Origin of the sequence: Flavobacterium fontis (assembly GCF_900129405.1) — a bacterium.
GTDB classification, from domain to species: domain Bacteria; phylum Bacteroidota; class Bacteroidia; order Flavobacteriales; family Flavobacteriaceae; genus Flavobacterium; species Flavobacterium fontis.
Map to the genome: position 1 here is coordinate 60,949 of NZ_FQVQ01000001.1, position 26,244 is coordinate 87,192.

Annotated in this window: 26 protein-coding genes; 19 read left to right on the plus strand and 7 right to left on the minus strand. The window is 39.5% G+C overall.

Annotated features, from left to right (window positions below):
* The first annotated feature begins 2 nt into the window (after positions 1-2).
* The 15 genes from BUC17_RS00285 to BUC17_RS00355 all read left to right on the plus strand — a co-directional run bounded on the left by BUC17_RS00285 (position 3) and on the right by BUC17_RS00355 (position 15,908).
* Entirely contained in the window at positions 3-980 is a 978-nt protein-coding gene (locus BUC17_RS00285) for a hypothetical protein (protein WP_073360257.1), read from the plus strand.
* Positions 977-1,840, plus strand: coding sequence for a glucose-1-phosphate thymidylyltransferase RfbA (rfbA, locus tag BUC17_RS00290; protein WP_073360259.1), 864 nt, complete (start codon positions 977-979; stop codon positions 1,838-1,840). Before BUC17_RS00285 ends, rfbA begins: the two co-directional genes overlap by 4 nt.
* Position 1,841: 1 nt before the next feature.
* The gene (gene rfbC / locus BUC17_RS00295) at positions 1,842-2,393 is read left to right on the plus strand and encodes a dTDP-4-dehydrorhamnose 3,5-epimerase (protein WP_073360261.1); all 552 of its coding nucleotides are present in this window, start codon (positions 1,842-1,844) and stop codon (positions 2,391-2,393) included.
* Positions 2,387-3,250, plus strand: a complete 864-nt coding sequence (gene rfbD / locus BUC17_RS00300; RefSeq protein ID WP_073360263.1) for a dTDP-4-dehydrorhamnose reductase — start codon at positions 2,387-2,389, stop codon at positions 3,248-3,250. Before rfbC ends, rfbD begins: the two co-directional genes overlap by 7 nt.
* A gap of 43 nt (positions 3,251-3,293) precedes the next feature.
* On the plus strand, positions 3,294-4,253 hold the full coding sequence (locus BUC17_RS00305; RefSeq protein WP_073360265.1) for a glycosyltransferase: 960 nt from the start codon (positions 3,294-3,296) through the stop codon (positions 4,251-4,253).
* 5 nt (positions 4,254-4,258) lie between these two features.
* Positions 4,259-6,097, plus strand: coding sequence for a glycosyltransferase family 39 protein (locus tag BUC17_RS00310; RefSeq protein ID WP_073360267.1), 1,839 nt, complete (start codon positions 4,259-4,261; stop codon positions 6,095-6,097).
* Positions 6,098-6,146: 49 nt separating this feature from the next.
* The gene (locus BUC17_RS00315; protein WP_073360269.1) at positions 6,147-6,695 is read left to right on the plus strand and encodes a hypothetical protein; all 549 of its coding nucleotides are present in this window, start codon (positions 6,147-6,149) and stop codon (positions 6,693-6,695) included.
* Positions 6,696-6,755: 60 nt separating this feature from the next.
* Positions 6,756-8,012, plus strand: coding sequence for an oligosaccharide flippase family protein (locus BUC17_RS00320; protein WP_073360271.1), 1,257 nt, complete (start codon positions 6,756-6,758; stop codon positions 8,010-8,012).
* Positions 8,013-8,072: 60 nt separating this feature from the next.
* Positions 8,073-8,753: an acyltransferase gene (locus tag BUC17_RS00325; RefSeq protein ID WP_073360273.1), complete on the plus strand. Its 681-nt coding sequence runs from the start codon at positions 8,073-8,075 to the stop codon at positions 8,751-8,753.
* A complete protein-coding gene (locus BUC17_RS00330) occupies positions 8,750-9,976 on the plus strand; it encodes an O-antigen ligase family protein (RefSeq protein ID WP_073360275.1) in 1,227 nt (408 codons plus the stop codon). Before BUC17_RS00325 ends, BUC17_RS00330 begins: the two co-directional genes overlap by 4 nt.
* Positions 9,973-11,127, plus strand: a complete 1,155-nt coding sequence (locus BUC17_RS00335; protein ID WP_073360277.1) for a glycosyltransferase family 4 protein — start codon at positions 9,973-9,975, stop codon at positions 11,125-11,127. Before BUC17_RS00330 ends, BUC17_RS00335 begins: the two co-directional genes overlap by 4 nt.
* Positions 11,128-11,189: 62 nt before the next feature.
* Positions 11,190-12,290 carry a DUF1972 domain-containing protein gene (locus BUC17_RS00340; protein ID WP_073360279.1) on the plus strand — a complete coding sequence of 367 codons (1,101 nt, stop codon included), beginning with the start codon at positions 11,190-11,192 and terminating at the stop codon, positions 12,288-12,290.
* The gene (locus tag BUC17_RS00345) at positions 12,238-13,554 is read left to right on the plus strand and encodes an O-antigen ligase family protein (protein WP_073360281.1); all 1,317 of its coding nucleotides are present in this window, start codon (positions 12,238-12,240) and stop codon (positions 13,552-13,554) included. The genes BUC17_RS00340 and BUC17_RS00345 overlap by 53 nt, the downstream gene beginning before the upstream one ends.
* Entirely contained in the window at positions 13,551-14,534 is a 984-nt protein-coding gene (locus tag BUC17_RS00350) for a UDP-glucuronic acid decarboxylase family protein (protein ID WP_073360283.1), read from the plus strand. Before BUC17_RS00345 ends, BUC17_RS00350 begins: the two co-directional genes overlap by 4 nt.
* A 12-nt stretch (positions 14,535-14,546) precedes the next feature.
* Positions 14,547-15,908: an undecaprenyl-phosphate glucose phosphotransferase gene (locus tag BUC17_RS00355; RefSeq protein ID WP_073360285.1), complete on the plus strand. Its 1,362-nt coding sequence runs from the start codon at positions 14,547-14,549 to the stop codon at positions 15,906-15,908.
* Here BUC17_RS00355 and BUC17_RS00360 read toward each other — a convergent pair.
* From BUC17_RS00360 to BUC17_RS00375, 4 genes are read right to left on the minus strand one after another with little or no spacing between them, the layout of a single operon-like run.
* A complete protein-coding gene (locus BUC17_RS00360; protein ID WP_073360287.1) occupies positions 15,905-17,089 on the minus strand; it encodes a glycosyltransferase family 4 protein in 1,185 nt (394 codons plus the stop codon). The two genes, BUC17_RS00355 and BUC17_RS00360, sit on opposite strands and share 4 nt — an antisense overlap.
* Positions 17,089-18,180, minus strand: coding sequence for a non-hydrolyzing UDP-N-acetylglucosamine 2-epimerase (gene wecB, locus BUC17_RS00365; protein WP_073360289.1), 1,092 nt, complete (start codon positions 18,178-18,180; stop codon positions 17,089-17,091). The genes BUC17_RS00360 and wecB overlap by 1 nt, the downstream gene beginning before the upstream one ends.
* Positions 18,181-18,183: 3 nt before the next feature.
* Positions 18,184-18,705, minus strand: coding sequence for an ORF6N domain-containing protein (locus BUC17_RS00370; RefSeq protein WP_073360291.1), 522 nt, complete (start codon positions 18,703-18,705; stop codon positions 18,184-18,186).
* Between the two features lie 28 nt (positions 18,706-18,733).
* Entirely contained in the window at positions 18,734-20,044 is a 1,311-nt protein-coding gene (locus BUC17_RS00375; protein ID WP_143161688.1) for a phenylacetate--CoA ligase family protein, read from the minus strand.
* Positions 20,045-20,190: 146 nt separating this feature from the next.
* Between BUC17_RS00375 and purD the strand changes: the two genes are divergently transcribed.
* Complete coding sequence (purD, locus tag BUC17_RS00380) at positions 20,191-21,465, plus strand: phosphoribosylamine--glycine ligase (protein ID WP_073360295.1); 1,275 nt, start codon at positions 20,191-20,193, stop codon at positions 21,463-21,465.
* On the opposite strand, the gene BUC17_RS00385 is transcribed toward purD, so the two are convergent.
* Positions 21,457-21,696, minus strand: coding sequence for a DUF6341 family protein (locus tag BUC17_RS00385; protein WP_073361165.1), 240 nt, complete (start codon positions 21,694-21,696; stop codon positions 21,457-21,459). The two genes, purD and BUC17_RS00385, sit on opposite strands and share 9 nt — an antisense overlap.
* Positions 21,697-21,745: 49 nt before the next feature.
* Between BUC17_RS00385 and BUC17_RS00390 the strand changes: the two genes are divergently transcribed.
* Positions 21,746-22,675: a DUF6427 family protein gene (locus BUC17_RS00390; RefSeq protein WP_073360297.1), complete on the plus strand. Its 930-nt coding sequence runs from the start codon at positions 21,746-21,748 to the stop codon at positions 22,673-22,675.
* Here BUC17_RS00390 and upp read toward each other — a convergent pair.
* Entirely contained in the window at positions 22,670-23,323 is a 654-nt protein-coding gene (gene upp, locus BUC17_RS00395) for a uracil phosphoribosyltransferase (protein WP_073360299.1), read from the minus strand. The genes BUC17_RS00390 and upp overlap by 6 nt on opposite strands.
* A gap of 63 nt (positions 23,324-23,386) precedes the next feature.
* Between upp and BUC17_RS00400 the strand changes: the two genes are divergently transcribed.
* Both BUC17_RS00400 and BUC17_RS00405 read left to right on the plus strand, forming a co-directional pair.
* Positions 23,387-23,992: a DUF4254 domain-containing protein gene (locus BUC17_RS00400; RefSeq protein WP_073360301.1), complete on the plus strand. Its 606-nt coding sequence runs from the start codon at positions 23,387-23,389 to the stop codon at positions 23,990-23,992.
* Positions 23,993-25,039 (plus strand): glycosyltransferase family 9 protein, encoded by a 1,047-nt coding sequence (locus tag BUC17_RS00405; RefSeq protein ID WP_073360303.1) that lies wholly within the window; start codon positions 23,993-23,995, stop codon positions 25,037-25,039.
* 18 nt (positions 25,040-25,057) lie between these two features.
* On the opposite strand, the gene BUC17_RS00410 is transcribed toward BUC17_RS00405, so the two are convergent.
* Positions 25,058-26,104, minus strand: a complete 1,047-nt coding sequence (locus tag BUC17_RS00410; RefSeq protein WP_073360305.1) for a ferredoxin--NADP reductase — start codon at positions 26,102-26,104, stop codon at positions 25,058-25,060.
* Positions 26,105-26,244 lie beyond the last annotated feature (140 nt).

Genomic DNA, 26,244 nt, shown 5'->3' on the forward strand with positions numbered 1-26,244 from the left:
GCATGAGTACTACGCCACAACCCGTAGAGAGTAATGAAATCGACTTAGGAATGATTTCCAAGAAAATCGGTTCCTTTTTTGAACAATTGGCCGTTTCACTGTTCAACATCCTCTTTTTTATCCGTCGAAACATTCTTGTTTTTATTGTTTTAGCGGTAGTAGGAGGGGGGTTAGGCTATTATTTGGACACCAAAATCAAGCTGTACAACCACCGCATTATTGTGAGTCCCAATTATTCTTCCACCGATTATTTGTATGCCAAAGTGGAATTATTGAACTCACGTATTTTGGAGGGCGACACGGTTTTTCTTAAAAACATTATCGGTATAAAAAAGCCGAAGTCGGTCACAAATATTGAAATTCAACCGATAACAGATGTCTATAAGTTTATTGAAAACAACACCCAGAATTTTGAATTGTTGCGCTTATTTGCCGAAGATGGTGATTTGAAAAAAATTGTGCAAGAGAACATGACAAGCAAAAACTACCCTTTTCACCAAATCATGCTTACTACTAAGGGTGCCACAACTCGTGAAGAAACGGTTGAACCTATATTAACTTTCCTTAATGATTCGGACTATTTTAAAAAGATTCAAAAAGAATACTTGCAAAATATTACGGTAAAAATGGTCGAAAACGACTCGTTAATTCATCAAATTAATGGGTTTTTAAATGGGGTTTCAAAGTCGATTAACGGGTCACAAAAAAGTGACAAATTGGTTTATTACAATGAAAACACCCAGTTGAATGATGTGATTAAAACCAAGGACGAATTGATTAATGAGCAAGGAAAACTTCGCATCGACTTGGTTACTTTAGACAAGATAGTTAAAGATAATTCCGTAGTTTTAAATATCCTTAACAAGGAAGGCATCAACGGTAAAATGAAACTTGTTTTACCCTTGTTGTTCTTTTTCCTTTTCGGATTTGGTGCATTGGTCATTCGCTCTTATAAAAAACGTAAAACCCTATTATCATGAAAGGTATCATCTTAGCTGGAGGTTCTGGAACCCGTTTACATCCTCTTACTTTAGCAGTATCAAAACAATTGATGCCCATTTACGATAAACCGATGATTTATTATCCGTTGTCGACCTTAATGTGGGCGGGAATACGCGAGATATTAATTATTTCTACCCCTCATGATTTGCCTTTATTTCAGCAACTTTTAGGCGATGGAAAACGTTTAGGTTGTCGTTTTGAATACGCGGTTCAAGAACACCCCAACGGGTTGGCTGAGGCTTTTATTATTGGAAAAGAGTTTGTGGGCAATGATAAAGTCGCTCTGATTTTGGGAGACAATATCTTCTATGGTACGGGTTTGGCCGAATTATTACAGTCCAACAACGACCCCGACGGCGGGATTATTTATGCCTATCACGTGCATGATCCTGAGCGATATGGTGTTGTTGATTTTGATAAAAACGGGAACGTGCTCTCGATAGAAGAGAAGCCTGAACACCCGAAATCCAATTATGCTGTGCCGGGGATTTATTTTTACGATAATTCAGTATTGGATATTGCGGCCAACATTCAACCGAGTCCACGAGGCGAACTTGAAATTACCGATGTAAATAAAGAATATCTTAAACGCGGCAAGCTGAAAGTAAGCATACTTGATCGTGGCACCGCTTGGTTGGATACCGGAACTTTTCCTTCCCTAATGCAAGCGGGACAATTTGTGCAGGTGATTGAAGAACGCCAAGGGTTAAAAATAGGCGCCATCGAGGAAGCTGCTTATAAAATGGGCTTTATCAATGCCGAGGAATTACGAACAATCGCACAACCGCTTTTGAAAAGCGGCTACGGAACCCATTTAATTTCTATTTTATCTCAATAATATGCAGTGTATCGAGACCGGCCTTTCCGGGTGCGTTATCCTGGAACCTAAGATTATTCGTGATGAGCGAGGGTATTTTATGGAGAGTTTTAATGAAAAAACCTTTGCTGCGGTATCGGGTCAAGAGGTTCATTTTGTACAAGATAATCAATCGCATTCTACTCAAGGCGTGTTGCGGGGTTTGCATTACCAATGTGGTGCACATGCGCAAGCCAAATTAGTACGTGTTATTCACGGGGAGGTGTTGGATGTAGCGGTTGATATTCGTCCCGAGTCGCCTACCTTCGGCAAACATGTAGCCGTGCATTTATCGGCTGAAAATCAGCGGCAATTATTTATTCCAAGAGGGTTCGCTCATGGATTTTTGGTGTTGAGTGCAACAGCCACCTTTTTTTATAAATGTGATAATTTTTACGATAAAGAAAGTGAAGGCGGGATTTTGTTTAATGATCCCGATTTAGGAATTGATTGGCAATTTCCATTAGATACGGTTTTGGTTTCTGAAAAAGACAAAAACCTTCCCACTTTTAAAAATGCGCGCAACGTATGGTAGTTTTGGTTACAGGAGCCAACGGTCAACTGGGTCAGTCTTTACGAAATATTGCTCCACACTATCCCGATATTGAGTTTGTTTTTTGTGATTCGTTGCAATTGAACATCACCCAACGCGCTCAAATCGAATCGGTATTTAACCAATATCAACCAGAGTTTTGCATCAATACAGCTGCGTATACTGCTGTTGATAAAGCAGAAAGTGAACCTGAAAAAGCGCATGCTATAAACGTCGTTGGAGCCCAAAATCTAGCCGAAGTTTGTCAAGAAAAAGGGACAGTTTTACTTCATGTTTCCACCGATTTTGTTTTTGACGGCACCCAAAAAACGCCCTACACCGAAGACGACTTACCGAATCCTACGGGGGTATATGGACAAACCAAATGGGAGGGAGAGCAGGCGATTGCTCGAGCCACCTCACGCTATTTTATTGTTAGAACCGCCTGGGTGTATTCGCAATTTGGCGCAAATTTTATGAAAACCATGTTGCGTTTGGCCGACGAACGGGATGCGCTGCGTGTGGTGAGCGATCAAGTGGGTTCGCCTACGAATGCCGTTGATTTGGCCGAAGTACTGGTAGCGATGGTTCGTTATGCCTCACAACATGATCACCCTGCCTTTGGGATCTATCATTTTAGCAACGAAGGACAGTGTAGTTGGTATGATTTTGCTACGGCTATTTTGAAATACAGTCAACGGACAACCCCCGTATTTCCTATTCCTACCACTGATTTTCCGACACCCGCAAAACGACCAGCATATAGCGTGTTACGTAAAGAAAAGATAAAGCGCCTTTTGGGTATCGAAATTCTGGATTGGGAGCAACGGCTAAGTCAATTATTATCCAGTCCATTGTAAATTACACGTTTTTTCACGAAAGAAAAATATACCCTTTTTCAACATGCAAGATCCAATTCAAATTCATTGTTTAACACCAGTCTACAACGATTGGGAGAGTTTTCATGTATTGGTGACGCATCTTGAAGAGTTACAACAATTGCATCAAGAGTACCAGTTTCATGTTGTCGTCGTGGATGATGGTTCACTAGAATCACCCGATTACACCTTTGCCTTTTCGATTCCAATTACTCGTATTCGATTGAAAATTAATGTTGGTCATCAGCGGGCGATTGCAATCGGACTTCAATATGTTTATAACGAAGTGCCTTCCAAAGATTTTGTTGTGGTTTTGGACAGCGATGGCGAAGACCGCCCTGAAGATATTATTCCTCTTTTGGCTCAAGCGCAAGCCCAACAAGGGCAAAAAATAGTTTTTGCCAAACGCAATAAAAGGCAAGAATCGTTTTGGTTTAAAACGGGTTATTTCTTTTACAAGCGACTCTTTAAATACCTAACAGGCAATGAAATCAGCTTTGGTAATTTCAGTGTAATTCCCACCGGTCTGTTGGGTCGTATTGTGAATTTAGGGGCGCTTTGGAATCATTATTCAGGAAGTATAATCCAGTCGCGATTGCCTATGACAACCGTGGCCTTAAACCGAGGAAAGCGCTACAAAGGTGTATCAAAAATGAATTTTAATAGCTTGGTTATTCACGGATTAAGTTCGATTTCCATCTATTTTGATCAAATATCAGTTAAAATTTTACGCTTATCGTTAAAAGGTATTGGTTGGTGTTCTTTGGCGGTACTCTATGTATTGGGTGAAAAATTGTTTACCAACTACGCTATTCCCGGCTGGGCAAGCAGTTTGATATTAATCATCTCAGGCATTATTTTACAATTATTTTCGATGACTTTAATTGTGTTACTCCTACAATTGAGTAGTCGTAAAAATGTTATTCCCCCAAGCGCAACGATCTATAAAGAATTTGTTGAAGAAGTGCAATTAACAAAACAATAGCCTATATGTTGAAGAAAAATTGGATTATAATTGTCATTTTACTTTTAGGGTTTATTCTTCGGATTTACAAACTCGATTTTCAAAGCGTTTGGTTGGATGAGATCCACAGTCTTAATGAGTCGAATCCGAAGTATACATGGTCACAAGTTTTCGATTCATTACTCGTCTCTGACCCTCACCCACCACTTTATTTTATTTTACTTCATCTATTGTTCAAAGTATTCGGCTACACAGTTTGGACATTACGGTTTGTATCGGTTTTGTTTGGGGTTGCAGGAATTGCGGGCACATATCTTTTAGCCAAAGAAATGTTCAACAAACGAATCGCATATTACGCGGCTCTATTAATTGCTGTAAATCATTTCCAAATTTATTATTCTCAAGAGGCCCGAATGTATGCCATGTTGTTTTTTACATCGGTAATGTCTTTTTATTTTTTGTTACGATTTATCAAAGGCCCCACCTATAGAACATCGCTACTCTATGCCGTTTTTGCCGCTTTAATGCTCTACACTCACTTTTTTGCACTATTTGCTTTAGCGGCTCAATTATTAATCCTTTTGCTCTGGACAATTAGCAATGAAACAATTAATGAGTTGAAATCTAAACTGAAATTTAGCTTGATTTCAACCGTGATGATATTTATTTTTTATTTACCGGTATTACCCTTTTTTAATGCTGCAAATAATAAAACATCGATGTGGATTCAATATCCTGAACAAGATGTATATACACAAATTATTAAAGAGTTTTTCGGAAAATCGGAGATGGTACTGTTTTTTGTGGTCCCTTTAATTCTGTTGTATTTTTTAAGGGTTTATAGCGTGAAAAATGAAAAAAGTACTCTTTTAAATGTTTTCAATGATAAAGGCACTTCGAGTTTTATTGTCCTTATGGTTTGGATATTTGTTACTTTACTGATTCCTTATGTTGCTTCATTTGTGAAGTTACCCATGATAGTTAGTAGGTATTTTATTATCATTTTACCTGCAATAATCTTAATGGTAGCGACTGGACTGTCTCTTATAAAAAATAAATCAATTCAAATCATAGTACTTGTTGCCATACTATTTTTATCGATTACAGACCTAGTTTTTGTCAAACAATATTATTCTGTTCCTAACAAAACACAGTTTCGAGAAGCAACGGAATTTGTAAAACAAAACAATCCCAAAAACGAAAAAGTTGTCTCTAGTTTAGGATGGTATTTACCTTATTTTTTTCAAAATCAAAAAGTAGAAATTGAAAACAAACCCCTCGATGATTATGTGTTAGCTATGATTAACAATCAGAGTTCAATAAAGTCATTTTGGTATTTTGACGGTCACATACGACCCTATTCGCCCAATGATCAGACCAAGCAGTTTCTTGAGCAAAACTTTATTGTAGACAAGTCAGTTGATTTGTACGATTGTTATGTAAAACATTTCACAGTTAAAAAAGACTTTAAAATTACTGTAGATTTAAAGGGTTTAAATGTTAATTCACCGTTCAGCGGTGATGCTTTGCGATTTAATATTGAATCATTTTCATCAGAGAATTTAAAAATTCAGCTAAAAGGATGGGCTGTTTTTGAAAATCAAGATATGGCCAATACTAAAATTCAAGTAGTTGCATTGAATAATGAAAATAAAGCTTTTGCCTTGCCAACCAACGCCATTCAAAGAGAAGATGTGACTAGTTATATAAACAATGGATTTAATTTGGATCAATCAGGTTTTGAGGTTAGTTATTCATTTGATGAATTGCCGCAAGGTCAATATAAATTAGCGCTGATCCTTGAAGATTTAAAAAACAAAAAGAAAGGGATGTCAATTACAGATAAAATCTTTATAAAACAATAAAAGAAATCATTGTAAATATTAATATTTTTGCCAAAAAATATACTGCATTATGAATATTATAAAACTTGTATCATCGACATTAATTGTTTTATCATTAGTTTCTTGTAAAGACGAAAAAAAAGAAACTGTAGCCCCTACTAACGAACCTAAAGAGGTAAAAGGGTTGCAAGTAACATTTGATTTAGTTGCCAAAAAAGATGATAATTTTCATTTGTATTATACTGAAGATGAATCAGTAAATTTTACGGAAGAAAAATCGATTTGGTTGCCCTATAAAGGGAAAGAAACGGTTCAAGAAGTTACCTTTGTTTTGCCTGAAGAAGCTGCGCCGACTAACTTGAGAGTTGATTTTGGACATGGTAAAAATCCTGAGCAATCGGATATTGTTTTAAAAAGTTTTCGTTTAAAATATTACGATAAAACTTTTGAAGCAAAAGATTCATTAATCTTCAATTATTTTTATCCAAATAAAGATAATACGCTTTTAGATAACAAAACAGCCACATTAAAGCGATTAAAGCAAGATCAAGAAACAGCACCTTGCTTGTATCCGCATACTCCATTGACAGATGAATTGAAAAAGTTAATACGTCAATAATTTTATTAACTTTATACACGTAAGCTACAAATGAATTATCTTTTGTAGCTTTTCTTTTTTATGCAGTTACGAATAAGTAAATTGATTTTTAGTCCAGCGGTACGAAATTTTTCCATCTACGGAGTCGGCCAAGTCTTTAATTTGGTCACCCCACTGATTGTTGTGCCTTATTTGGTTCTTGTTTGTGGGGTTGAAAATTATGGGAAAATCAGCATTGGCATGGCGGTTTCCTTTTTCTTGATGGTTTTTATCGACTATGGTACCGATATTTCTGCAGTCAAAGATATTTCGGTACAGCGCAACAATCCAAGCCAATTAAAGTCCATTATCGCCACGACCCTAGGAGCCAAAGCCATCCTTTTTTTGGTGACCACCGCTCTTTTTTCAGGCTTTATCGCTGCGGTTCCCTTTTTCCATCAAGAGTACCTCCTGTTTTATTTAGGAATTCCCATTCTTCTCGGACAGCTCGTCAATCCTACGGGGATATTGCAGGGTTTGGAGCATTTTACATCAATTACCGTGATGACAATCGTTTCCAAATTGCTTTACGTATTGCTAATTTTTACCTGTATTCAATCTACTTCCGACTATATTTATGTCAATTTGTTTTGGGGAATAGCCAATACGGTTGCCTACAGTATCCTTTTGGTATACTCCTTGAAAAAACACCAAATTGTGCGCAGCGATTTTCAAATGAGTGCAATTAAACATCTTTTGCATTCTAATTTTTCTCTTTTTTCCTCGCAGCTTTTTGTCTCCCTTCAAATGTATGCTCCAGTCGTATTTTTGGGCTATTTCGGTTCCAATTTTTGGGCGGGACAGTACCGTATCGTGGAGCAGATTTTGGTGATTTTTAAAACCTATCTCTTGCTTTTCTTCAACTTTGTATACCCGCGCATTTGCTATTTGGTAGAAACCAATCGACCAGAGGCATTTCGGTATTGGCGCAACTTTAACGGGTTAAATTTTGTATTTATCGCTGGGGCCATGGTCGTCTTGTTTACTTGTGCGTCATGGGTTGTCGGTTTTTTTACACCAACGCATCGCGATACCATAGCTGAGTTATTGCAAATCGGCATTGGAATCCCACTACTGATGGCGGTCTCGGTGCCCTTAAAACAATTGGTCTTGGGCTTTGGCCGTCAACGCGAGTACACCCGAATTACGTTGTTTGTTGTGCTCTTAACCTTGATCATTTTGGCGATTGTTATCCCGTTTTATCAAGTCAAAGGAGTGTTGTATGTTCTTTTACTAGCGGAGTTACTCACGGCAATTTTGTTTTACCTTTTCCTCAAAGAACGCCTGAAAAGGATATAGTCCAAACTATATGGTTAAAAAGTGTACCTTTGAATGTTGTAAAAAAGGTTAACACGACGAATGATTAAATCCATTTTTCAAAAATTACTCCACAAATCTGGAAAGGAATATCAAATCGATTCCCGCATCCCTTCGGGGTTGTTTTACCTTACTTTATACCAACGTTTTGTGATGTTGCTGCGTGGACTTTGGAAAACCCGACGAAAAGTTTTTATCGGGGCGGGCACTTCCTTGCACCATGTTAAAAATATTCATTTTGGACAAAGCGTAACCATCGACCGTCATTGTGTGATTGATGGCTATGCGAGTGAACCCATTCAATTGGGCGATTGTGTAAAAATCGGCGCCTTTTCCACGGTAAGTTCGACCAGTCACCTGTCTAAATTAGGCATCGGATTGAAAATGGGAAATCATTCTGCGGTGGGTATGTTTACCGAATTTGGAGCCGCCGGAGGGATAGTCATTGGCTCCAATGTAATTATGGGTTCCTACGTGAGCTTTCATTCGGAAAACCATAATTTCGCCGACCCCGATATTCCAATTCGTCTTCAAGGCGTTACTTCTAAAGGAATTACTATCGGAGACAATGTTTGGGTTGGCGCAAAAGTTACTTTTTTAGACGGTTGTCGTGTTGGAAATCATTGTGTTGTAGCTGCAGGAGCGGTAGTCAACGGCGAATACCCCGATCATTGCGTTATTGGAGGCGTACCGGCCAAAGTGCTTAAAATGTTGCAACCATGACGCTATCCCTTAAGTCCATTTCGTTGCATTCGTTTTTATTTACACTGTGTGTAATTGTACCGTATTTCAATAATTACGAATTGTCCTTTTTAATTTGGTTGGTCGTGGCTGTTATTTCGTTACGAAAACAGTATTCCCGAACCTTTCTTACCTATTGGGCGATTTTTGTTTTTCTGTTGCTTTTTGCCTTTTTGGTAGGCTGTTTTTTTGAGTATTCCCTTTACTTTATTGTCAGGGATGTCACCTATATGTTAAAACCCGTTTTAGGCTTAATGATTGGCTACCAGCTCTTTCATAAAGGAATCGAAAAACCGTTCCGTTTTCTGGTGTATTCTGGGGTGGCGATGGCGGCAATTCACTTGGTTATGGTGGCTTATGGTATTTTTTTACAAGGCGCAGCCAATGTGCGAGAGATCAGAGAATATGGGGGGTATTTCAATGATTATGAAGTATATGCGCTTTTGTTTTTGCTGTTCAACAAGCAATTTGATTTAGGACTTACCGCACGACAACGGCGTAATTTTTTAATTCTTTTAGGGGCTTCAAGTTTTTTCTATTTAGCACGCACCAACTTCTTGCAGTTTGCCATTTTGTATATGGGAATGAAAGGCTATTTGTTGTTGAACAAGCGCGCCTTAAAAATTATTTTTTCGTCTTTAGTAGCTATCGTTTTAGCCTACACCGCTATTTACTACTACAATCCCGTTCGCAACGGAGAGGGGTTGGACGAGTTTTTATATAAAATTAAAATGGCGCCTGGGGAAGCCTTTAGTACTAAAATTAACCGAGACGACTGGAAGGATTTTAACGACAACTATCGATCGTATGAAAATATCCGTACGATCCAACAACTCAACCATAATGAAACCTGGTGGTTTGGTGAGGGTATCGGCTCACAAGTTGATTTAAAACAAAAAGTGTATTTGGGGGATATGGAATTGCGCTTGATTTCGATTCTACACAACGGTTTTATGACGGTTTTACTCAAAACGGGGCTTCTCGGTTTAGGTGTTTATGTGTTGTCTATTTTATTTTTCTTTTTCAACGGACGACCTCAAAACCAGGAGTTAATGACCCTCAAACTTTTGTTTATAGGTACGGGCGTCTTTTTGGTGCTCTCCAATTGGGTGTTTATGGGGGTTTACAATTTATTGGATTCCAAATCCCTTTTGATCGGTTTTTTGTTTGCCTATAAAAATCAATTAGTACAACGCAAACCATGAAAACGCTACTGTTTATTCATCAATCGGCGGAGTTGTACGGTTCTGATAAAACCTTGCTTTGGTTGATTCAAAACTTGGATCGAAAACGCTTCAAAGCGGTAGTTTTACTTCCGTTTGAGGGCCCGCTTCAGGAAGCTTTGGAAATGGCTCACGCGGAGGTACATATTGCCCCTGTGTTGAAAGTGTATCGCAAAATGTTTACGCCTGCCAATCTTTTTCGTTTTTTTAAAGACATCCAATCGGGGTTGCAGACGGTCAAAGCATTGCATCGCAAACATCATTTTTCATTGATTTATTCCAATACGTTAGCCGTTTTATTGGGTGTTTTTGCCGCTCAAAAATTGCGTATTCCACACCTTTGGCATGTCCATGAAATCATTGAGTCGCCGGGTATTTTTAAAAAAGCCTACGGGAAATTACTGGCCTTACGGTCAACGTCATGGGTGGTCTATAATTCGGAGGCTACCGGTCATTTTTGGACTAAAACAGCTCCTGTAGGGCCAAAAAGTCAAGTCATTCCCAATGGATTGCCCTTACCTAAATCCGTTTCTGAATCCCAGCGCGATAGGGTGCGAGAAACTGCATTTAAAGCCACAGCGACTGATTTGGTTTTTGCATTGGTGGGTCGAATAAGCCGATGGAAAGGGCAGTTACTTGCCCTTGAAGCTTTTGCGGGTATTGCGCAACAGTATCCACACACGCGTTTGGTGTTTATCGGATCGGCTCCCCCAAATCAGGAGCATTTTGAAGAAAATTTACACGCTGAAATTAATCGTCTCGGGATACAACATCAAGTTGTTCATTTGCCTTTTCAAGAGGATATTCAATCGTATTGGGCTTCCATTGATGTGGCGTTGGTACCTTCTACCGAACCCGAGCCTTTTGGTTTGGTAGCTGTTGAAGCTATGCTGGCGGGCAAACCCGTTATTGGAGCCAATCATGGAGGATTGACCGAAATTGTTGACCACGAAGCAACAGGATTCTTGGTTAAACCTGGTGATGTGACCACTTTGCGCGAGGCGATGTCCTTTTTTATCACCCATCAAGAAGCCGCGGCACGTATGGGAGAAACTGGCAAAGAGCGTGCGCGTACCCATTTTTCAGTGCAAAGTTATACCCGCGCCTTTGAAACCCTCTTCGAACGTTTTTAAGGGGATAATTTTATTTTTTTCATTCCACAAAACGCCTATTTTTGCTCGGTAATTTTTTTTGCATGAAAATAGCTATACTTGGAACCCGAGGTATTCCAAACCATTACGGAGGATTTGAGCAGTTTGCCGAATTCTTTGCCGTTTATTTGGCCGAAAAAGGGCATGAGGTATACTGCTATAATTCGCACGATCATAAATTTCAAGAAAAAACATTTCACGGCGTACATATTATTCATCAATACGATCCCGAATATAAGTTGGGTACCTTCGGCCAATTTATTTACGACTACAATTGTATTCGCGATGCCCGAAAACGAAATTTTGACATCATTCTACAATTAGGGTATACCAGCAATTCTATTTGGTTTTTTCTACTTCCCAAAAAGCCCATCATCATTACCAATATGGATGGTATTGAGTGGAAAAGGTCAAAGTATAACAAAGCGGTACAGCAGTTTTTAAAATTTGCCGAACGTTTGGCAGCGATGAGTAGCGACTATTTGGTTTCAGATTCGTTAGGGATTCAAAAGTTTTTGGAGCGACGCTATGGAAAAAAATCAACCTACATTGCTTACGGGGCGTATCCTTTTTCCAATCCAGATCCTTCCATTTTAACGGAATACGGAGTAGAAGCAGGGGGCTATAATATGATTATGGCGCGTTTCGAACCCGAAAATAATTTCCAATTGGTTCTTGATGGAGTGGTAGAAAGCGGCGAAACGACACCTATTTTGGTGGTTGGCAACCATCAAACGAAGTATGGTGCGTATTTAAAAAATCGGTATGCTCAGTATCCATATATCCGATTTATGGGCGGAATTTACAATCTTTCGCACTTGAATAATTTGCGGTACCACTGCAATTTATATTTTCACGGACATTCTGTGGGAGGGACCAATCCTTCCTTGTTGGAGGCCATGGCATCGCAAGCCTTAATTGCAGCCCATGATAATGATTTCAATAAAGGAGTGCTTCAAGAGAACGCCTTTTTCTTTTCTACCCCTAAAGAAGTCGTGCACATCCTCAAAACTGCCAAAAAAAGTGATACCTTGCACTTCATAAAAAACAATTACGAGGCCATTGTAACACAGTTCAATTGGAGTAAAATTAATGGGGAATATTTACAATTATTTGAAGCTTGCATGGCAAAAGGAAAGCCATGATTTTCGTCAAAATCCACTACCGTATTTTGTTTTACTTGTCGTTTTAACGATTCCTTTACCCCATATTTTCAGTAGTATTGCTGCTATTCTTTGGGTTGTTTTGGCCTTATTTTTACGCAAAAAAGGAACACCAAAATGGAATCCCGCCTTGATATGGCCGTTGTTATTGTATGTGGGTTTGGCGCTTTCTTATTGTTGGTCCATAGCCCCGTCACTTACCCTTTCAGCACTTACAAAGCAAATCCCGTTGCTTTTGTTCCCTTTGGTGTTTTTTATCCATAGCCAATGGTCTCCCGAGGCTGAAACAAAGATTAAAAACGGTTTAGCCTACGGGTATTCAGTTTTCGCTCTTTTTTGGTTGCTCAAAGCGCTCATACGGTATTGTCTTACCGGAGATCAAAATGTGTTTTTTTATCATGATTTAGTGACCCATGATGTCAACGCAATTCATGTTTCATTGTACGTTGCCGTAGCTTTTTTTATAGTGCTTGAAAAGCAGGTTCGCACAATTTTGGAATGGATTTTTATGGGCGTTTTAGGGTTGGTTATGGTCTTGCTTTCCTCCAAAAACGTCATCATTATCTTTTTAGGATTATTTGTTATTCGATGGATACAGCAGTACCGCCATCGGGTACCCTTTCGTGTTAAAATGTTGCTTGGAGGAATTTCTATCGGTTTGTTACTTCTTTTTTCGGGTAAAATTATGGACCGATTTCGACTAGAGGTAGCTTCAAATACGGGTCATGAAACGGTTAATCGTACGATTGGAGATGCAACAAATAAGGTCTATAATGTTACAGTGCACCAAGCGTGGAATCAACCCACTTTTAAAGCCAATGATTTTTTTCCAGGGACAGCTTTACGCGTGTATCAAATTCGAATATTTCTTGAAATGATGGGCGAAGATGGACAATGGCTTACAGGCTATGGAGCGAATGCAACCGACGAAAAAATTCGGCAAAAACGTATAGAACACCAACTTTATCAAGGTTATGATGTATTCAACTTCCATAACCAGTATATTCAATTTTTTGCAGAAATTGGAATCATTGGTTTTATTATTTGCATCATAATGGTGTTTGTAAATTTGAAAATTGCCATAAATCGAAAAGATTTCGTTCATTTTTCTTTTGCAATTTTGATTATAAGTTTATTTTTGACAGAGTCATTTTTGGCACGCCAACGTGGAGTAATTTATTTTACCCTCATGTATTGTTTATTCATGTCCTTTTCACCCAAAGGGAATATTAAGAAGTTACTATGAAAAGAATTTTAATCACTGGTGCAGCAGGATTTTTGGGCTCACATTTATGCGATCGTTTCTTAGCTGAGGGATACCATGTTATTGGAATGGATAACCTAATCACTGGCGATTTAAAAAACATTGAACACTTATTCAAAGAAGAACATTTTGAGTTTTATCATCATGATGTCACCAAATTTGTTCATGTTCCAGGACATTTGGATTATATTTTACATTTTGCCTCACCGGCGAGCCCCATTGATTATTTGAAAATTCCAATTCAAACCTTAAAAGTAGGTTCATTGGGAACGCACAACTTATTGGGCTTGGCACGGGTAAAAAAAGCAAGAATTCTTATTGCTTCTACCTCAGAAGTTTATGGTGATCCTTTGGTGCATCCGCAAACTGAAGATTACTATGGCAATGTAAATACCATTGGTCCACGTGGTGTGTATGACGAAGCCAAGCGTTTTCAGGAATCGATTACGATGGCATATCATACCTTCCATGGAGTAGAAACACGTATTGTGCGTATTTTTAACACTTATGGACCCCGTATGCGACTGAATGATGGCCGCGTAATTCCTGCTTTTATCGGGCAAGCTTTACGAGGTGAAGATTTAACGGTGTTTGGAGATGGAAGTCAAACGCGATCCTTTTGTTATGTGACCGATCAAGTGGAAGGTATTTACCGTTTGTTATTATCCGATTACAATATGCCCGTAAATATTGGTAATCCTGACGAAATTACGATTCGCGATTTTGCTGAGGAAATCATTAAACTTACAGGTACCGAGCAGAAAATTATTTACCATCCTCTTCCGGTTAATGATCCGTTACAAAGACAACCAGACATCACCAAAGCAAAGGAAATTTTAGGCTGGGAACCCAAAGTAAGTCGTTCCGAAGGGATGAAGCTAACCTATGACTATTTCAAATCCTTGACCTCCGAGGAATTGTTGCGTGAGGAGCATAAAGATTTTAAAAATTATATTCACTAAACCCACCTTCAAGTGCATCATACAGGTCGGTATTCCAAATACATACGTCCCATAAGTATTCTACTAGATTTGCTAGTAGTCAATGCACTTAGTTTATATTTTTTTAGAGAGCTACGCGTTGATTTTTTGGTCTACATTCCGTACCAAATTTTAGCTTGGTCTCTGATTGCGTTATTGGTTCGGTTTTACGAAGTGTATCGGTTTACTACGCCTGTTGAAATTATTTCCAAATTATTCAAGCAATCCACTTTGTTTTTATTGTTGGTAATTGCTTTTTTCCCCTTTGTAAAAACCACAATTTTTAGTGGTAAAGCTATAGCTTGGCTGCTTTCGGTGAGTTTTGTTATTATCACAGGATTTAAATATTTTTTCTTTTATTACCTGAAGAAATACCGATTGTTAACACACAATAATTACCGTTCTGCAGTGATTATTGGGTATACTCCGGAAGCGTTGAATTTGAAAAAAGTTTTTGAAACGCGACAAGATTACGGGTATCGTTTTCATGGTTTTTTTTCCGATAAAAAGCAAGGACCTGAAATTGTTGGAAAAACCGATGAGCTAAAAGCTTTTGTTTTGGAAAAAAGAATCGATGAAATCTACTGTTCCTTGAACGAAATTTCTAATGAGAAAATCAAAGAATTGGTTCAATTTGCCGATGAATTCCGTAAGACTATCAAATTTATTCCTGATACAAAGGAGATTCTTTCCAAGAATTTGAAAATTGATTATTACGAACTCTTCCCAGTATTATCGCTTCAAAAAACACAGTTACACGATCCGCTTATAAAAGGTTTTAAGCGCGCTTTCGACATTCTCTTTTCATTAATTGTTATCGTATGTATACTCTCTTGGTTGACGCCAATTATTGGACTTTTGATTTTGCTTGAATCTCGCGGCCCTATTTTTTTCAAACAAGGGCGCCCCGGATTGGATGAGAAAGAATTCTTTTGCTACAAGTTTCGATCCATGCATCAAAATGTCAACACCGAGCAAGAAGCTTCTCGCAACGATCCACGAGTGACGCGTATGGGTCGGTTTATGCGAAAAACGAGTATTGATGAACTACCCCAATTTTTCAATGTATTCCTTGGCGATATGTCGGTAGTAGGGCCGCGACCACACCTTTGGTCTCAAAATAAAGCGTATGCCAACAAAATCAAGAAGTACATGGTTCGCCTTTATGTAAAACCAGGCATCACCGGATTGGCCCAAGTAAAAGGTTTCCGTGGAGAAATTGAAACGGATGAAGACATGATTAATCGCATCAAATACGATGTGTTTTATATAGAAAACTGGTCGTTTGTATTAGATATTAAAATTATCGTTCAAACCGTCATCAATATTTTTAAGGGCGAAGAAAAAGCATACTAGAATACTCCTTGTTCAATTAAATCTTTTACCTGTTTTTCGATATCAAAATCCGCTTGCGCCTGTTCAAAAACTTTTGTTTTTAAGGCCGCTAATTCGGATTTATCCAAGGCATTTATCTCCAGAAGTTGGTGTTGCATGGTGCTAAAATCGCCCACAGGAACCACCCAACCCAATCCGTGATTTGTCACTATATTTTCGCCCTCACCACCGCCAAAATACAAAATAGGAAACCCTAAACTTCCATACTCAAAAATTTTGGAAGGAACCGAACCGTAAATCCGTGTGGTTAAGGGCACAATGGCGATGTCAAAGGTTTTTAGCATTTCATGAAGTGCCTTGCGATCCATCATGCCATGGAAAAATATCGGTTGTTGTGGATGGTTTTGTAAATAGGCTTCGATTTCTTTCTTCTCAGCGCCATCCCCGAAAATGTGCAATTCAATTCGCGTTCCCACCAAGTCAAGTTGCCGACATAATTCATACACGCCTTGCGCAACCCCCAACAATCCTGCGTAGAATACTTTTATGGTAGGCTCCGCTGAGGTTTGCAGTTCACATTGTTTCTCTGCATGATCGGGATAATTTCGATACAAATACCCTTGCTTATTGGGGAAAATCGAATGAACATGATCCAAAATTTCTTTCGATTGTCCCAACAGTATAGAAGCCTTTTGATAGATAAAGCGTTCCATGAAAAGGGAAACGTTATGCGAAAATGACCCTTTTTTCAATGCATTAAGTTCCAAGGCTGCCAAAGGCCATAAATCGGAGACATTAAGGATAATTTTCTTTCGTTTTAGCGTTAAAATAGCCACCGAAAGAAAAGACAACAATAAAGGAGGCGATTGCACGATTACTTTTTTGGGTGTTTTTTTAAACAGTAAAAACAGTACCAAAACACTTGAAAACGAAAGGATGGACAGCAAACGTTTGGCAATATTCTTACTGTTACTCGGATAAATCCAAAGCCGTTTTATCCGAATTCCTTTTTGGAGTTCTGTCACCGAAAATTTTCCACGGTATTCTGGAAACAATTCACCTTTGGGATAATTTCCCAAGGGGCAAAGCAAAGTGACTTCATAGTTGTTTTTATGTAATTGTAGGGCCATTTGCTCAATTCGATTGGCAGCGGCCCCTTTTTCTGGCGGATAATAGTTAGAGATTATGAGTATGTCTTGCATTAGTTCCTTTTTTGCCACAAAATATCGACAATACGTTCAGAAGCTTTTCCGTCCCATAATTCAGGAATCCCCGCCTTTTTCATTCCGTTTTGAAGAAAAGAAGTATACGTTTCTACCAACTTTTCTACTTGTGTTCCTACCAAGTGATTGGTCCCTATAGTAATCGTTTCGGGACGTTCGGTATTGTTACGCAAGGTAAAACAAGGAATTCCAAGAACCGTAGTTTCTTCCGAAATTCCACCGCTATCGGTAATTACGGCAAAGCTATGTGCTACCAAATACATGAAATTTAAATACCCTTGCGGTTCGATAAAAACAATATTTTGGGTATCCAATTGCCGCTCGCCCAAAATTGCTTTAGTTCGGGGGTGAATGGGGAAGATGATTTTTTTTCCTTGTGCCAACGCATCAATACCTTGCAGTAAATGCAATAACGAATCCTCTTCATCAACGTTGGCCGGTCGGTGTAAGGTAAGTACGATATAGTTTCCTTTTTCAAGGGCGAAATCCTCCCAAAACAAAGGTCGCTGAAAGCGGTGTTGATTTTGATATAAGGTGTCAATCATTACGTTCCCCACAAAATGCACAGCATCGGGTTGCGCACCATATCGAATTAAATTTTCAGTAGCCAAGGGAGAGGTGGTAAAGAAATAATCGGTAATGCTATCGGTTACGATTCGGTTGATTTCTTCAGGCATAGTCATATCTCCCGAACGAATTCCCGCTTCGACATGCGTTACTTTTAGGTTCATTTTTTTGGCTACAAGTGCACAGGCCATGGTTGAATTGACATCGCCAACCACCAAAACCATATCGGTAGGATTTTCCAATAATTCTTGTTCAAAAGCCACCATAATATTGGCCGTTTGCACCGATTGGGAACCGCTTTTTACCTCAAGATTGGCATCGGGTTTGGGGATATTCAGCTCTTCAAAAAACGTATCACTGAGGTTTTTATCATAATGTTGACCCGTATGTACCAAACGATAGGAGAGTGGAATACCCTCCTGCTGTTTTTGTTCTATTGCTCGAATAATAGGAGCAATTTTAATAAAATTAGGTCGTGCACCCGCAACGATAGTTATTTTCATAATCTAATTTTTATACCCAATGGGTTTTCGATTTTCGGCCGGTTTGACTTCGTTTAATTCGTCTAAATACGAAAACACTAACTCAATATTTTTATCATGGTTCTCCACTTTTTGTTCCAACAAATGGATTTTTTCCTGTACTTCGGAATGCTCCATAATCCTTTGTCGCATTTGGGTGAATAGTCGCATGATTTGAATATTCACCGAAATAGCCAGTTCCGAATGAATCACACTCGAAAGCATGAGAATGCCATGTTCGGTAAAGGCCATAGGCGCGTGTCGTAATCCCATTTTTAACGATTTGGAAGACGCAAATTGCGACCTCCAATTATGTAATTCATCCTCAGTCAAAACAAACATAAAATCTTCAGGAAAACGAGATAAATTTCGTTTTACTGCTTCTTTTAACCGTTTTGTTTCAATTCCGTACAATTGGGCCAAATCGCGATCCAAGAGTACTTTTTGGCTTCGGATAACATAAATTTTATCCAATACCTTTTCATTAGGGCGCATAGAATTTTGCATAGGCGTTGTATTTAAAAATTATTTTGGTTTATATCAAGGAAACAAATTGCTTCAATTTCCCACTTTTGCTACGTACTAAGGTCTCTTTTCGGGAAAAATGAAAAGTCAATCCCGATTCCAAATAGGTTTCGATGGCCTGCTCAATCGCTTTTATTTGAGGTAAAGTCAAAGCAATTCGACTCACATATTCGATTTCAAAAGTATCTATTTTGGTTTGTTTTATCACAAATTCTTGCACATTTCCATCGTCTTCAATGATACTTTTGGTCACATAGTAAAAGGTGAGTCCCGGCGATTTTTTACCGCTTGGCAATACCGCAATATCATTGGTGCGTCCAATGAGTTTATGGAGAATGGGTTTTTGTAATGTGCTTTTTTCATCCAAAATGCCCAAATCACCGATGTCATACCGAATAAACGGATGGGCTTTGTTGTATAACGAAGTAATCACAATACGCCCTTCTTGACCGTTTGGCACTGGATTATCCTGTGCATCCAAAATCTCCACAAACAAGGTTTCCGCATTCACTTGCCATTCGCCTTTAGGATTTTGAAAGGCTATCAAATCCAATTCAGAGGCGCCGTATTCGTTGATAATCGGAATCCCAAATTGATTTTCTAAAAGGATTTTATCTTCAGGGAACAACATTTCTGAGGTTACGACACAACATTTTAGGGTTGGACAAACGTCTTTTAAAACGATGTTTTTTTGCTGCAAAAATTTAGCAAACAAGACAATCGAACTCGTGTATCCATTGATGTTGTCAAATTTTTTTCGGCGAAAGGTAGCCAACACTTCCTCCAGGACTTTATCCGATAAATCAAAAATAGGAAAGCGAAACCGACCGCTTAAAAAATCCTTAAGCCGTTCTTTGGCATACCCCATGGTGTCCAAGGGAATACCGTAAAATCGCGCTTGATAAGAGGTGTTAAAATCAATGCCAAATTGCCCAAATTGGGTAATGATGTTGGCCCAAGTGAGCGCGTGGGAAAATTTATCTTTGGCAAAAATAAACGGATCGCCACTCGACCCCGAGGTTTTGTTAACATATACATTCTTAACGGTGTAACCTTCCGAAAGGCGCTGGGCCAAAGGTTGCTGAAAATGTTTTTTGGTCATAATCGGCAGTGACAACCAATCGGCACTGTTTTTTTGGGACACCAATTGTTGGTACAACGGATTGTGTTGCACATGGTGCGCTACGATAGCTTCTCGCTGCGGCAGCAGGTAGTCGGCAAATTTTTCTGAGGAAAGATTTCGAATTTGTGCATACTGCTTTTTAGCCTTCTTCATGGGAAAGCCTTGCATTTGCAATGAAAAATCAAACAGTCGAAACACCCGATTCATTTTTTTTCAAAAGTAATAAATTCAAGGCAGGTCTGTGTGAAACTTTTTAAAAGATTGCCTTTTACAAACGTCAAAAACACCCTATTTTTGCACCACAACGACTTTCGATTTTTACATTCGAAATAACACAACACCACATGACAATTTTACTTCTTGGATCGGGCGGGAGAGAACATGCTCTAGCTTGGAAAATGCTTCAAAGTTTGCACTGTACTCAATTATTTGTGGCCCCTGGAAATGCAGGAACGGCTGCGATTGCTACCAATGTTGATATAAACCCGAATGATTTTCAAGCGGTGAAACAATTTTGCTTGGCGCACCAAGTAGGTATGGTAGTCGTTGGTCCCGAGGATCCTTTGGTGAATGGGATTTATGATTTTTTTAAAAATGATGTGGAACTAACGGCGATTCCAGTTATTGGTCCTTCAAAAGAAGGGGCACAATTGGAAGGCAGTAAAGAATACGCCAAACAGTTTTTGGTGCGTCACCACATTCCCACGGCGCGCTATGAAAGTTTTACCCCCGAAACAGTTGAACAAGGTTGTGCTTTTTTGGAAAGCTTAACCGCTCCGTATGTCTTGAAAGCTGATGGATTGGCCGCGGGGAAAGGCGTTTTAATTCTTACCGATTTGGAAGAAGCTAAAACGGAATTGCGGAATATGTTGGTACACGCCAAGTTTGGTTCGGCCAGTGCAAAAGTGGTTATTGAAGAGTTTTTAAGCGGGATTGAGCTGAGTTGTTTTGTATTGACGGATGGAAAAAGTTATAAAATACTTCCCACGGCCAAAGATTACAAACGTATCGGAGAAGGCGATACGGGTTTGAATACCGGCGGAATGGGTGCCGTTTCTCCAGTACCTTTTGCCGATGCCGCTTTTATGGAAAAAGTTGAAACGCGCATTGTAAAACCTACGATTGCAGGATTACAGCAAGAAAATATTGAATACAAAGGATTTGTGTTTATTGGATTAATTAAAGTGGGCGACGATCCTTTCGTAATCGAATATAATGTCCGCATGGGCGACCCCGAAACCGAAGTGGTGATGCCGCTCTTACAGTCGGATTTGGTAGCGATTTTTAAAGCGGTTGCCGAACAGCAGCTGGACACAATTACCCTTGAGATCGATCCGCGAAGCGCTACGACCATTATGGTGGTATCGGGCGGTTACCCTGAAGGGTATGAAAAAGGAAAAACGATTAGTGGTTTAGAAGCAGTCAAGGATTCAATCGTGTTTCATGCCGGAACAAAATTGCAAGAGGGTCAAGTTGTTTCCCATGGTGGACGTGTTTTGGCGGTTACCTCGTATGGTGAGACGTACCAAGAGGCCATAAAAAAATCTTACCAAAACATAGCGAAGCTACATTTTGATAAGATGTATTATCGAACCGATATCGGTTTTGATTTATTTTAAAAACGAGTGAGCCGTTGTATCTTGGTTGTCTTCGTTGTTTTCTTTGTGTAAATTCAATTGTTTACACCAGTAAACTACATAGTATCCACAGATGATGATACCAATCCAATTTAGGAAATTGGCACCCCACCAACCCCAATAGCCTTCCAATTCCAATTGACGCAAAGCATCAAGGGGTAAAAAAAGGAAATCGACAAATAGCGACTGTATAGCTTCAAAAAATGCTTTCATTTTTAAATCAAGTGTTATATTTACAAGCACAAAAGTATAAAATATCCGCATGATAACAACAATTTTTAAGAAATCTACACCCATAAATTATAGCTTGATTGTTTTGGCTACATTAGGGTTTTATTTTTTATATCAAATTCATGTTGGGTTTCAAGGGTTGGGTTGGATTGAATACCTGCAAAAAGGGCTAATTCTATTCTTACTTTTTGCCTCTTTATTTTTGGTCAATTTTATTGTTAAAAAGAATGTGCTGACCAAAGACAGTTCCTACACCTTGTACTTTTTTCTCCTTTTTCTCCTTTTTTTTCCTGAATTGTGGAACAATGTCCGATTGATGTTGGCCAACTTTTTTGTACTGTTGGCATTGCGGCGGTTGATTTCCTTGCAAACCCTAAAAGCGCCTAAGGAGAAAATATTTGATGCTTGTTTGTGGATTTTTATCGCGAGTTTATTCCAATTTTGGGCGTTACTTTTCGTTGTATTGGTTTATGTTTCCATTATTTTTCACGTTTCCCGCGATTACCGCAATTGGTTGATTCCGTTTGTTGCGTTTTTTATTTTTGGCATCATTGGTATTGCTTGCTCCTTATTTTTTGATTTAGATGCGTTAAGTCAGTATCTTGCTCAAGAGAAAGTGGGCTATTCGCTGGATTATTTTTCGGGACAAAACGCACACATTGCTTTTTCGATGTTTGTTGTGGCCATCATTTTCTTTTTTATTCCTGCGGCATTAACAGTGACCAATCGCCCGTTGAACTTGCAAGCTTCCTATAAAAAATTACTATTTGCTTTGGTCTTGGGAGGCGTTCTTTTTGCAATTTCTATTCCAAAAAGCAATGAGTTGTTGGTGTTTATGTTTTTTCCTTTGGCGGTTTCAGCTACTTTGATGATTGAAAATAGCACCAACAAAGTGCAGCAAGAGTTAATCCTTTGGATCACGTTAGCCTGCGGATTGTTTGCGTTTTTTAGTCAGTTATAATTTACTCCCGTAAGCCAAATCACCTGCGTCGCCCAATCCGGGGATGATGTAGTTTTTTTCATTCAATCGCTCGTCCAAGGCCGCTACCCACAAATGACATTCTTTTGGCAAATGTTCCTCTAAGTAGGCAATTCCCTCGGGCGCTGCAATCACTACAGCGATATGAATTTCTTTTGGTTTTTGTTCCAAATGCAGTTGGTTTAACACAGCCACAATGGATTGCCCTGTGGCCAACATGGGGTCGATTAAAATCAAATTCTTGTCTTGAAATGACGGGGCCGCTTGGTATTCGACCAAAATTTCAAAAGCATCATCTTGATTGTAATGATGACGATATGCCGACACAAATCCGTTTTCAGCCTCATCAAAAAAGTTCATAAACCCTTGATGAAGCGCCAGCCCCGCACGCAAAATCGAACATAAAACCACATGGTCGGCTAGTGTAGTCGTGGGTTTGAGACCCAGCGGTGTTTGTACTGTCACCGGTTTATACTCGAGCGTTTTGCTCAATTCATACGCCATAATTTCACCGATACGCTCGATATTTTTTCGAAAACGCATGCTGTCTTTTTGAATGGAAATATCTCGTATTTGAGCCAAAAAATGATTCAAAATACTGTTTTGTTCGGAGATGTAGTGGATGTGCATGTGCGCGGATTTTGTCTGTCAAAGTAACGGGATAAAAACTATCTTTGCAAAAAAACTACACCTATGTTTGCTGAATTTGCTTTTCCCATTTTTGAACGCTGTATTCGTGAGTATCATGTGATCAACGACGTATATCAACCGACTTTGAATCCATACGAAAAGGGTAGTATAGAGTATTTATTGTACGCCAAAAATTGGGTCGATACGGTGCAGTGGCATTATGAAGACATTATACGGGATCCGCAAATTGACCCGGTAGCTGCTTTGGATTTAAAGCGTAAAATTGATGCGTCCAACCAAGTACGCACTGACATGGTGGAGTATATTGATAGTTATTTTCTTCAAAAATATAGCGGTGTTCAAGTGAAGGCCAATGCTAAAATTAATACCGAGAGTCCTGCGTGGGCCATTGACCGCTTGTCTATTTTGGCGTTGAAAATTTATCACATGCATGAAGAAGCAACGCGTCCCGATGCCTCCGATGAGCACCGTGCCAAATGCCAAGAAAAACTAAATGTACTTTTGGACCAAAAGAACGATATGTTTACCTCTATCAGTGAGTTGTTGACCGATATTGAAAATGGTGACAAGTACATGAAAGTCTACAAACAGATGAAAATGTATAATGACGAGGATTTGAATCCGGTGTTGTACCAGCAGAAAAAATAATTGGCGCAAAAAACACGACATATTGCTTTTATTCGCCTTTCAGCCATGGGCGATGTTGCGATGACGGTGCCGGTTATTTTGGCCTTCATGCAACACCATCCTGAAGTAAAGGTGACGGTCGTTTCCCGTGCCTTTTTTAAACCTATTTTTTTACAGATTCCTCAAATTCAATTTGTTTCGGTTCATACCCATCATCAACACAAAGGGTTGTGGGGTATTTTTCGGTTGTACCGCGAATTGAAAGCGCTGGGTGTCACTGAAATCGCCGATTTTCACAATGTGTTGCGATCCAAAATACTACGCGTTCTTTTTGCATTAAGGGGTCAAAAAACCGCGTATACCGACAAAGGACGTTTGGAAAAAAAGCAGTTGACCCGACTGGAGGAAAAAACCATTGCCCCGCTTAAGCCGATGACGCTTAGACATATCGAAACCCTCCAAAAGTTGGGGTATACCGTTCCTTTTGACACGCTATATTACCTGCCCAAAGAGGCGCTTTCGCCCAATGTTCTGGAGCAAACCGGCCCCAAGCAGCAATTGTGGATTGGCATAGCTCCTTTTGCCCAGCATTCGGCCAAGGTGTATCCGATAGATTTATTGCAAAATGTCGTTGCTGAGTTGGCCCAAGGACCCTATCGCATTTTCTTATTGGGTGGCGGTCGTCGCGAATCGGAACTTTTGGATACGCTTACACCTTTGGGGGAGCGCATCAAGAATATGGCCAATAAAATTTCCTTTGAACACGAGTTGGAACTCATAGCCAACTTAGACTTGATGGTTTCGATGGACAGCGGAAATGCGCATTTGGCAGCATTATATGGTGTAAAAACGATTACACTTTGGGGCGCCACCCATCCGTATGCGGGATTTGCGCCGTATGGACAACCGTTGGACTATTGTCTTACAGCCGATCGTTCGCAATATCCGTTTTTGCCTACCTCTATTTATGGCAATAAAAAAGTTGCGGGTTATGAGCAAGCCATGCGTACCATAACACCGCAACAAATTCTTCAAAAGATTTACAGTATTCTATCGGAGGAGCGTTAGAACGCTTTATCTCCTTGTTTATACATCATCAAAGTCGACATAAATTTCGGGGGTTGTAGGATGCGCTTGGCAGGTAAGGATTAATCCCTCGGCGATTTCACTGTCGGTGAGAATAGCATTTTTCTTCATGGTTGCGGCACCGCTGGTCACTCGGGCGAGACAACTGCTGCAAATACCCCCTTGACAGGAATATGGGGCGTCGATTCCTTGTTTTAAAGCGGCTTCCAAAATGGTTTGTTTTTGGCTCATTTCAAAGGCTGTTTCCTCGCCATCGACTTGGAGTGTAATCGCTGTATGTCCTTCTCCTGTAGGCGCGGCACCACTTTGACTGGAAGATGTAAACAATTCAAATTTTATTGCTTTTTCAGGAATATTGTGCTCTTTCAGAGTGTTGGTAACAGTAGTAATCATTTCCTCGGGACCACACAAATAGAATTTATCAAATTCTTTTTCCTTGTGTTTGTTGTTTATTACAAAATTGACAATGGATTTATCAATACGGCCAAACAATTCGCTTTCTTGGGTTTGGCTAAAGACATAGTGTACGAAAAAACGGCCCACATACTGTTGTTGCAATTCGTGCAATTCGTGGTGAAAAATAGTTTCGGCTACCGATTTATTCCCATAGACCAACACGAAGGTACTTTGGGGTTCGCTTTCTAACACCGATTTAAGAATAGAGAGCACGGGAGTAATGCCGCTACCGGCCGCAAATCCAGCATAGTTGCGTTGTCGATCGATTTGGGGTTCGAAGGTAAATTTTCCCTCAGGAACGCTCACTTCAAGCACATCACCGGGTCTTAAATTTTTATTAGCAAAAGAAGAAAAAAGTCCAAATTTAACCGCCTTTACAGCAATGCGCAGTTCCCCGCTTTTGGGTGAAGCACAAATCGAATAGGCGCGACGAATTTCTTGTCCGTCTAAGGTGAGTTTTAAAGTAACATATTGTCCGGCTACAAACGTGTAAGCGGCTTGTAATTCGGCGGGAATTTGAAACGCCAAGGAGACCGACTGTTCGGTTTCGCGACGCACATCTTTTATCAAGAGTTTATAAAAAGTAGACATAGCTATAAATTTTTGGCAAAGGTACGAAGACTCTCTTAAATGTTTGGAGTAGAAATTGCCGATGTTTATGGGGTGGGGTTTCTGGCAGGAATTTGCGGTAGGGGGTGAAGTGGAAAGCCCGCAAGCGAAGTATGAGTGCG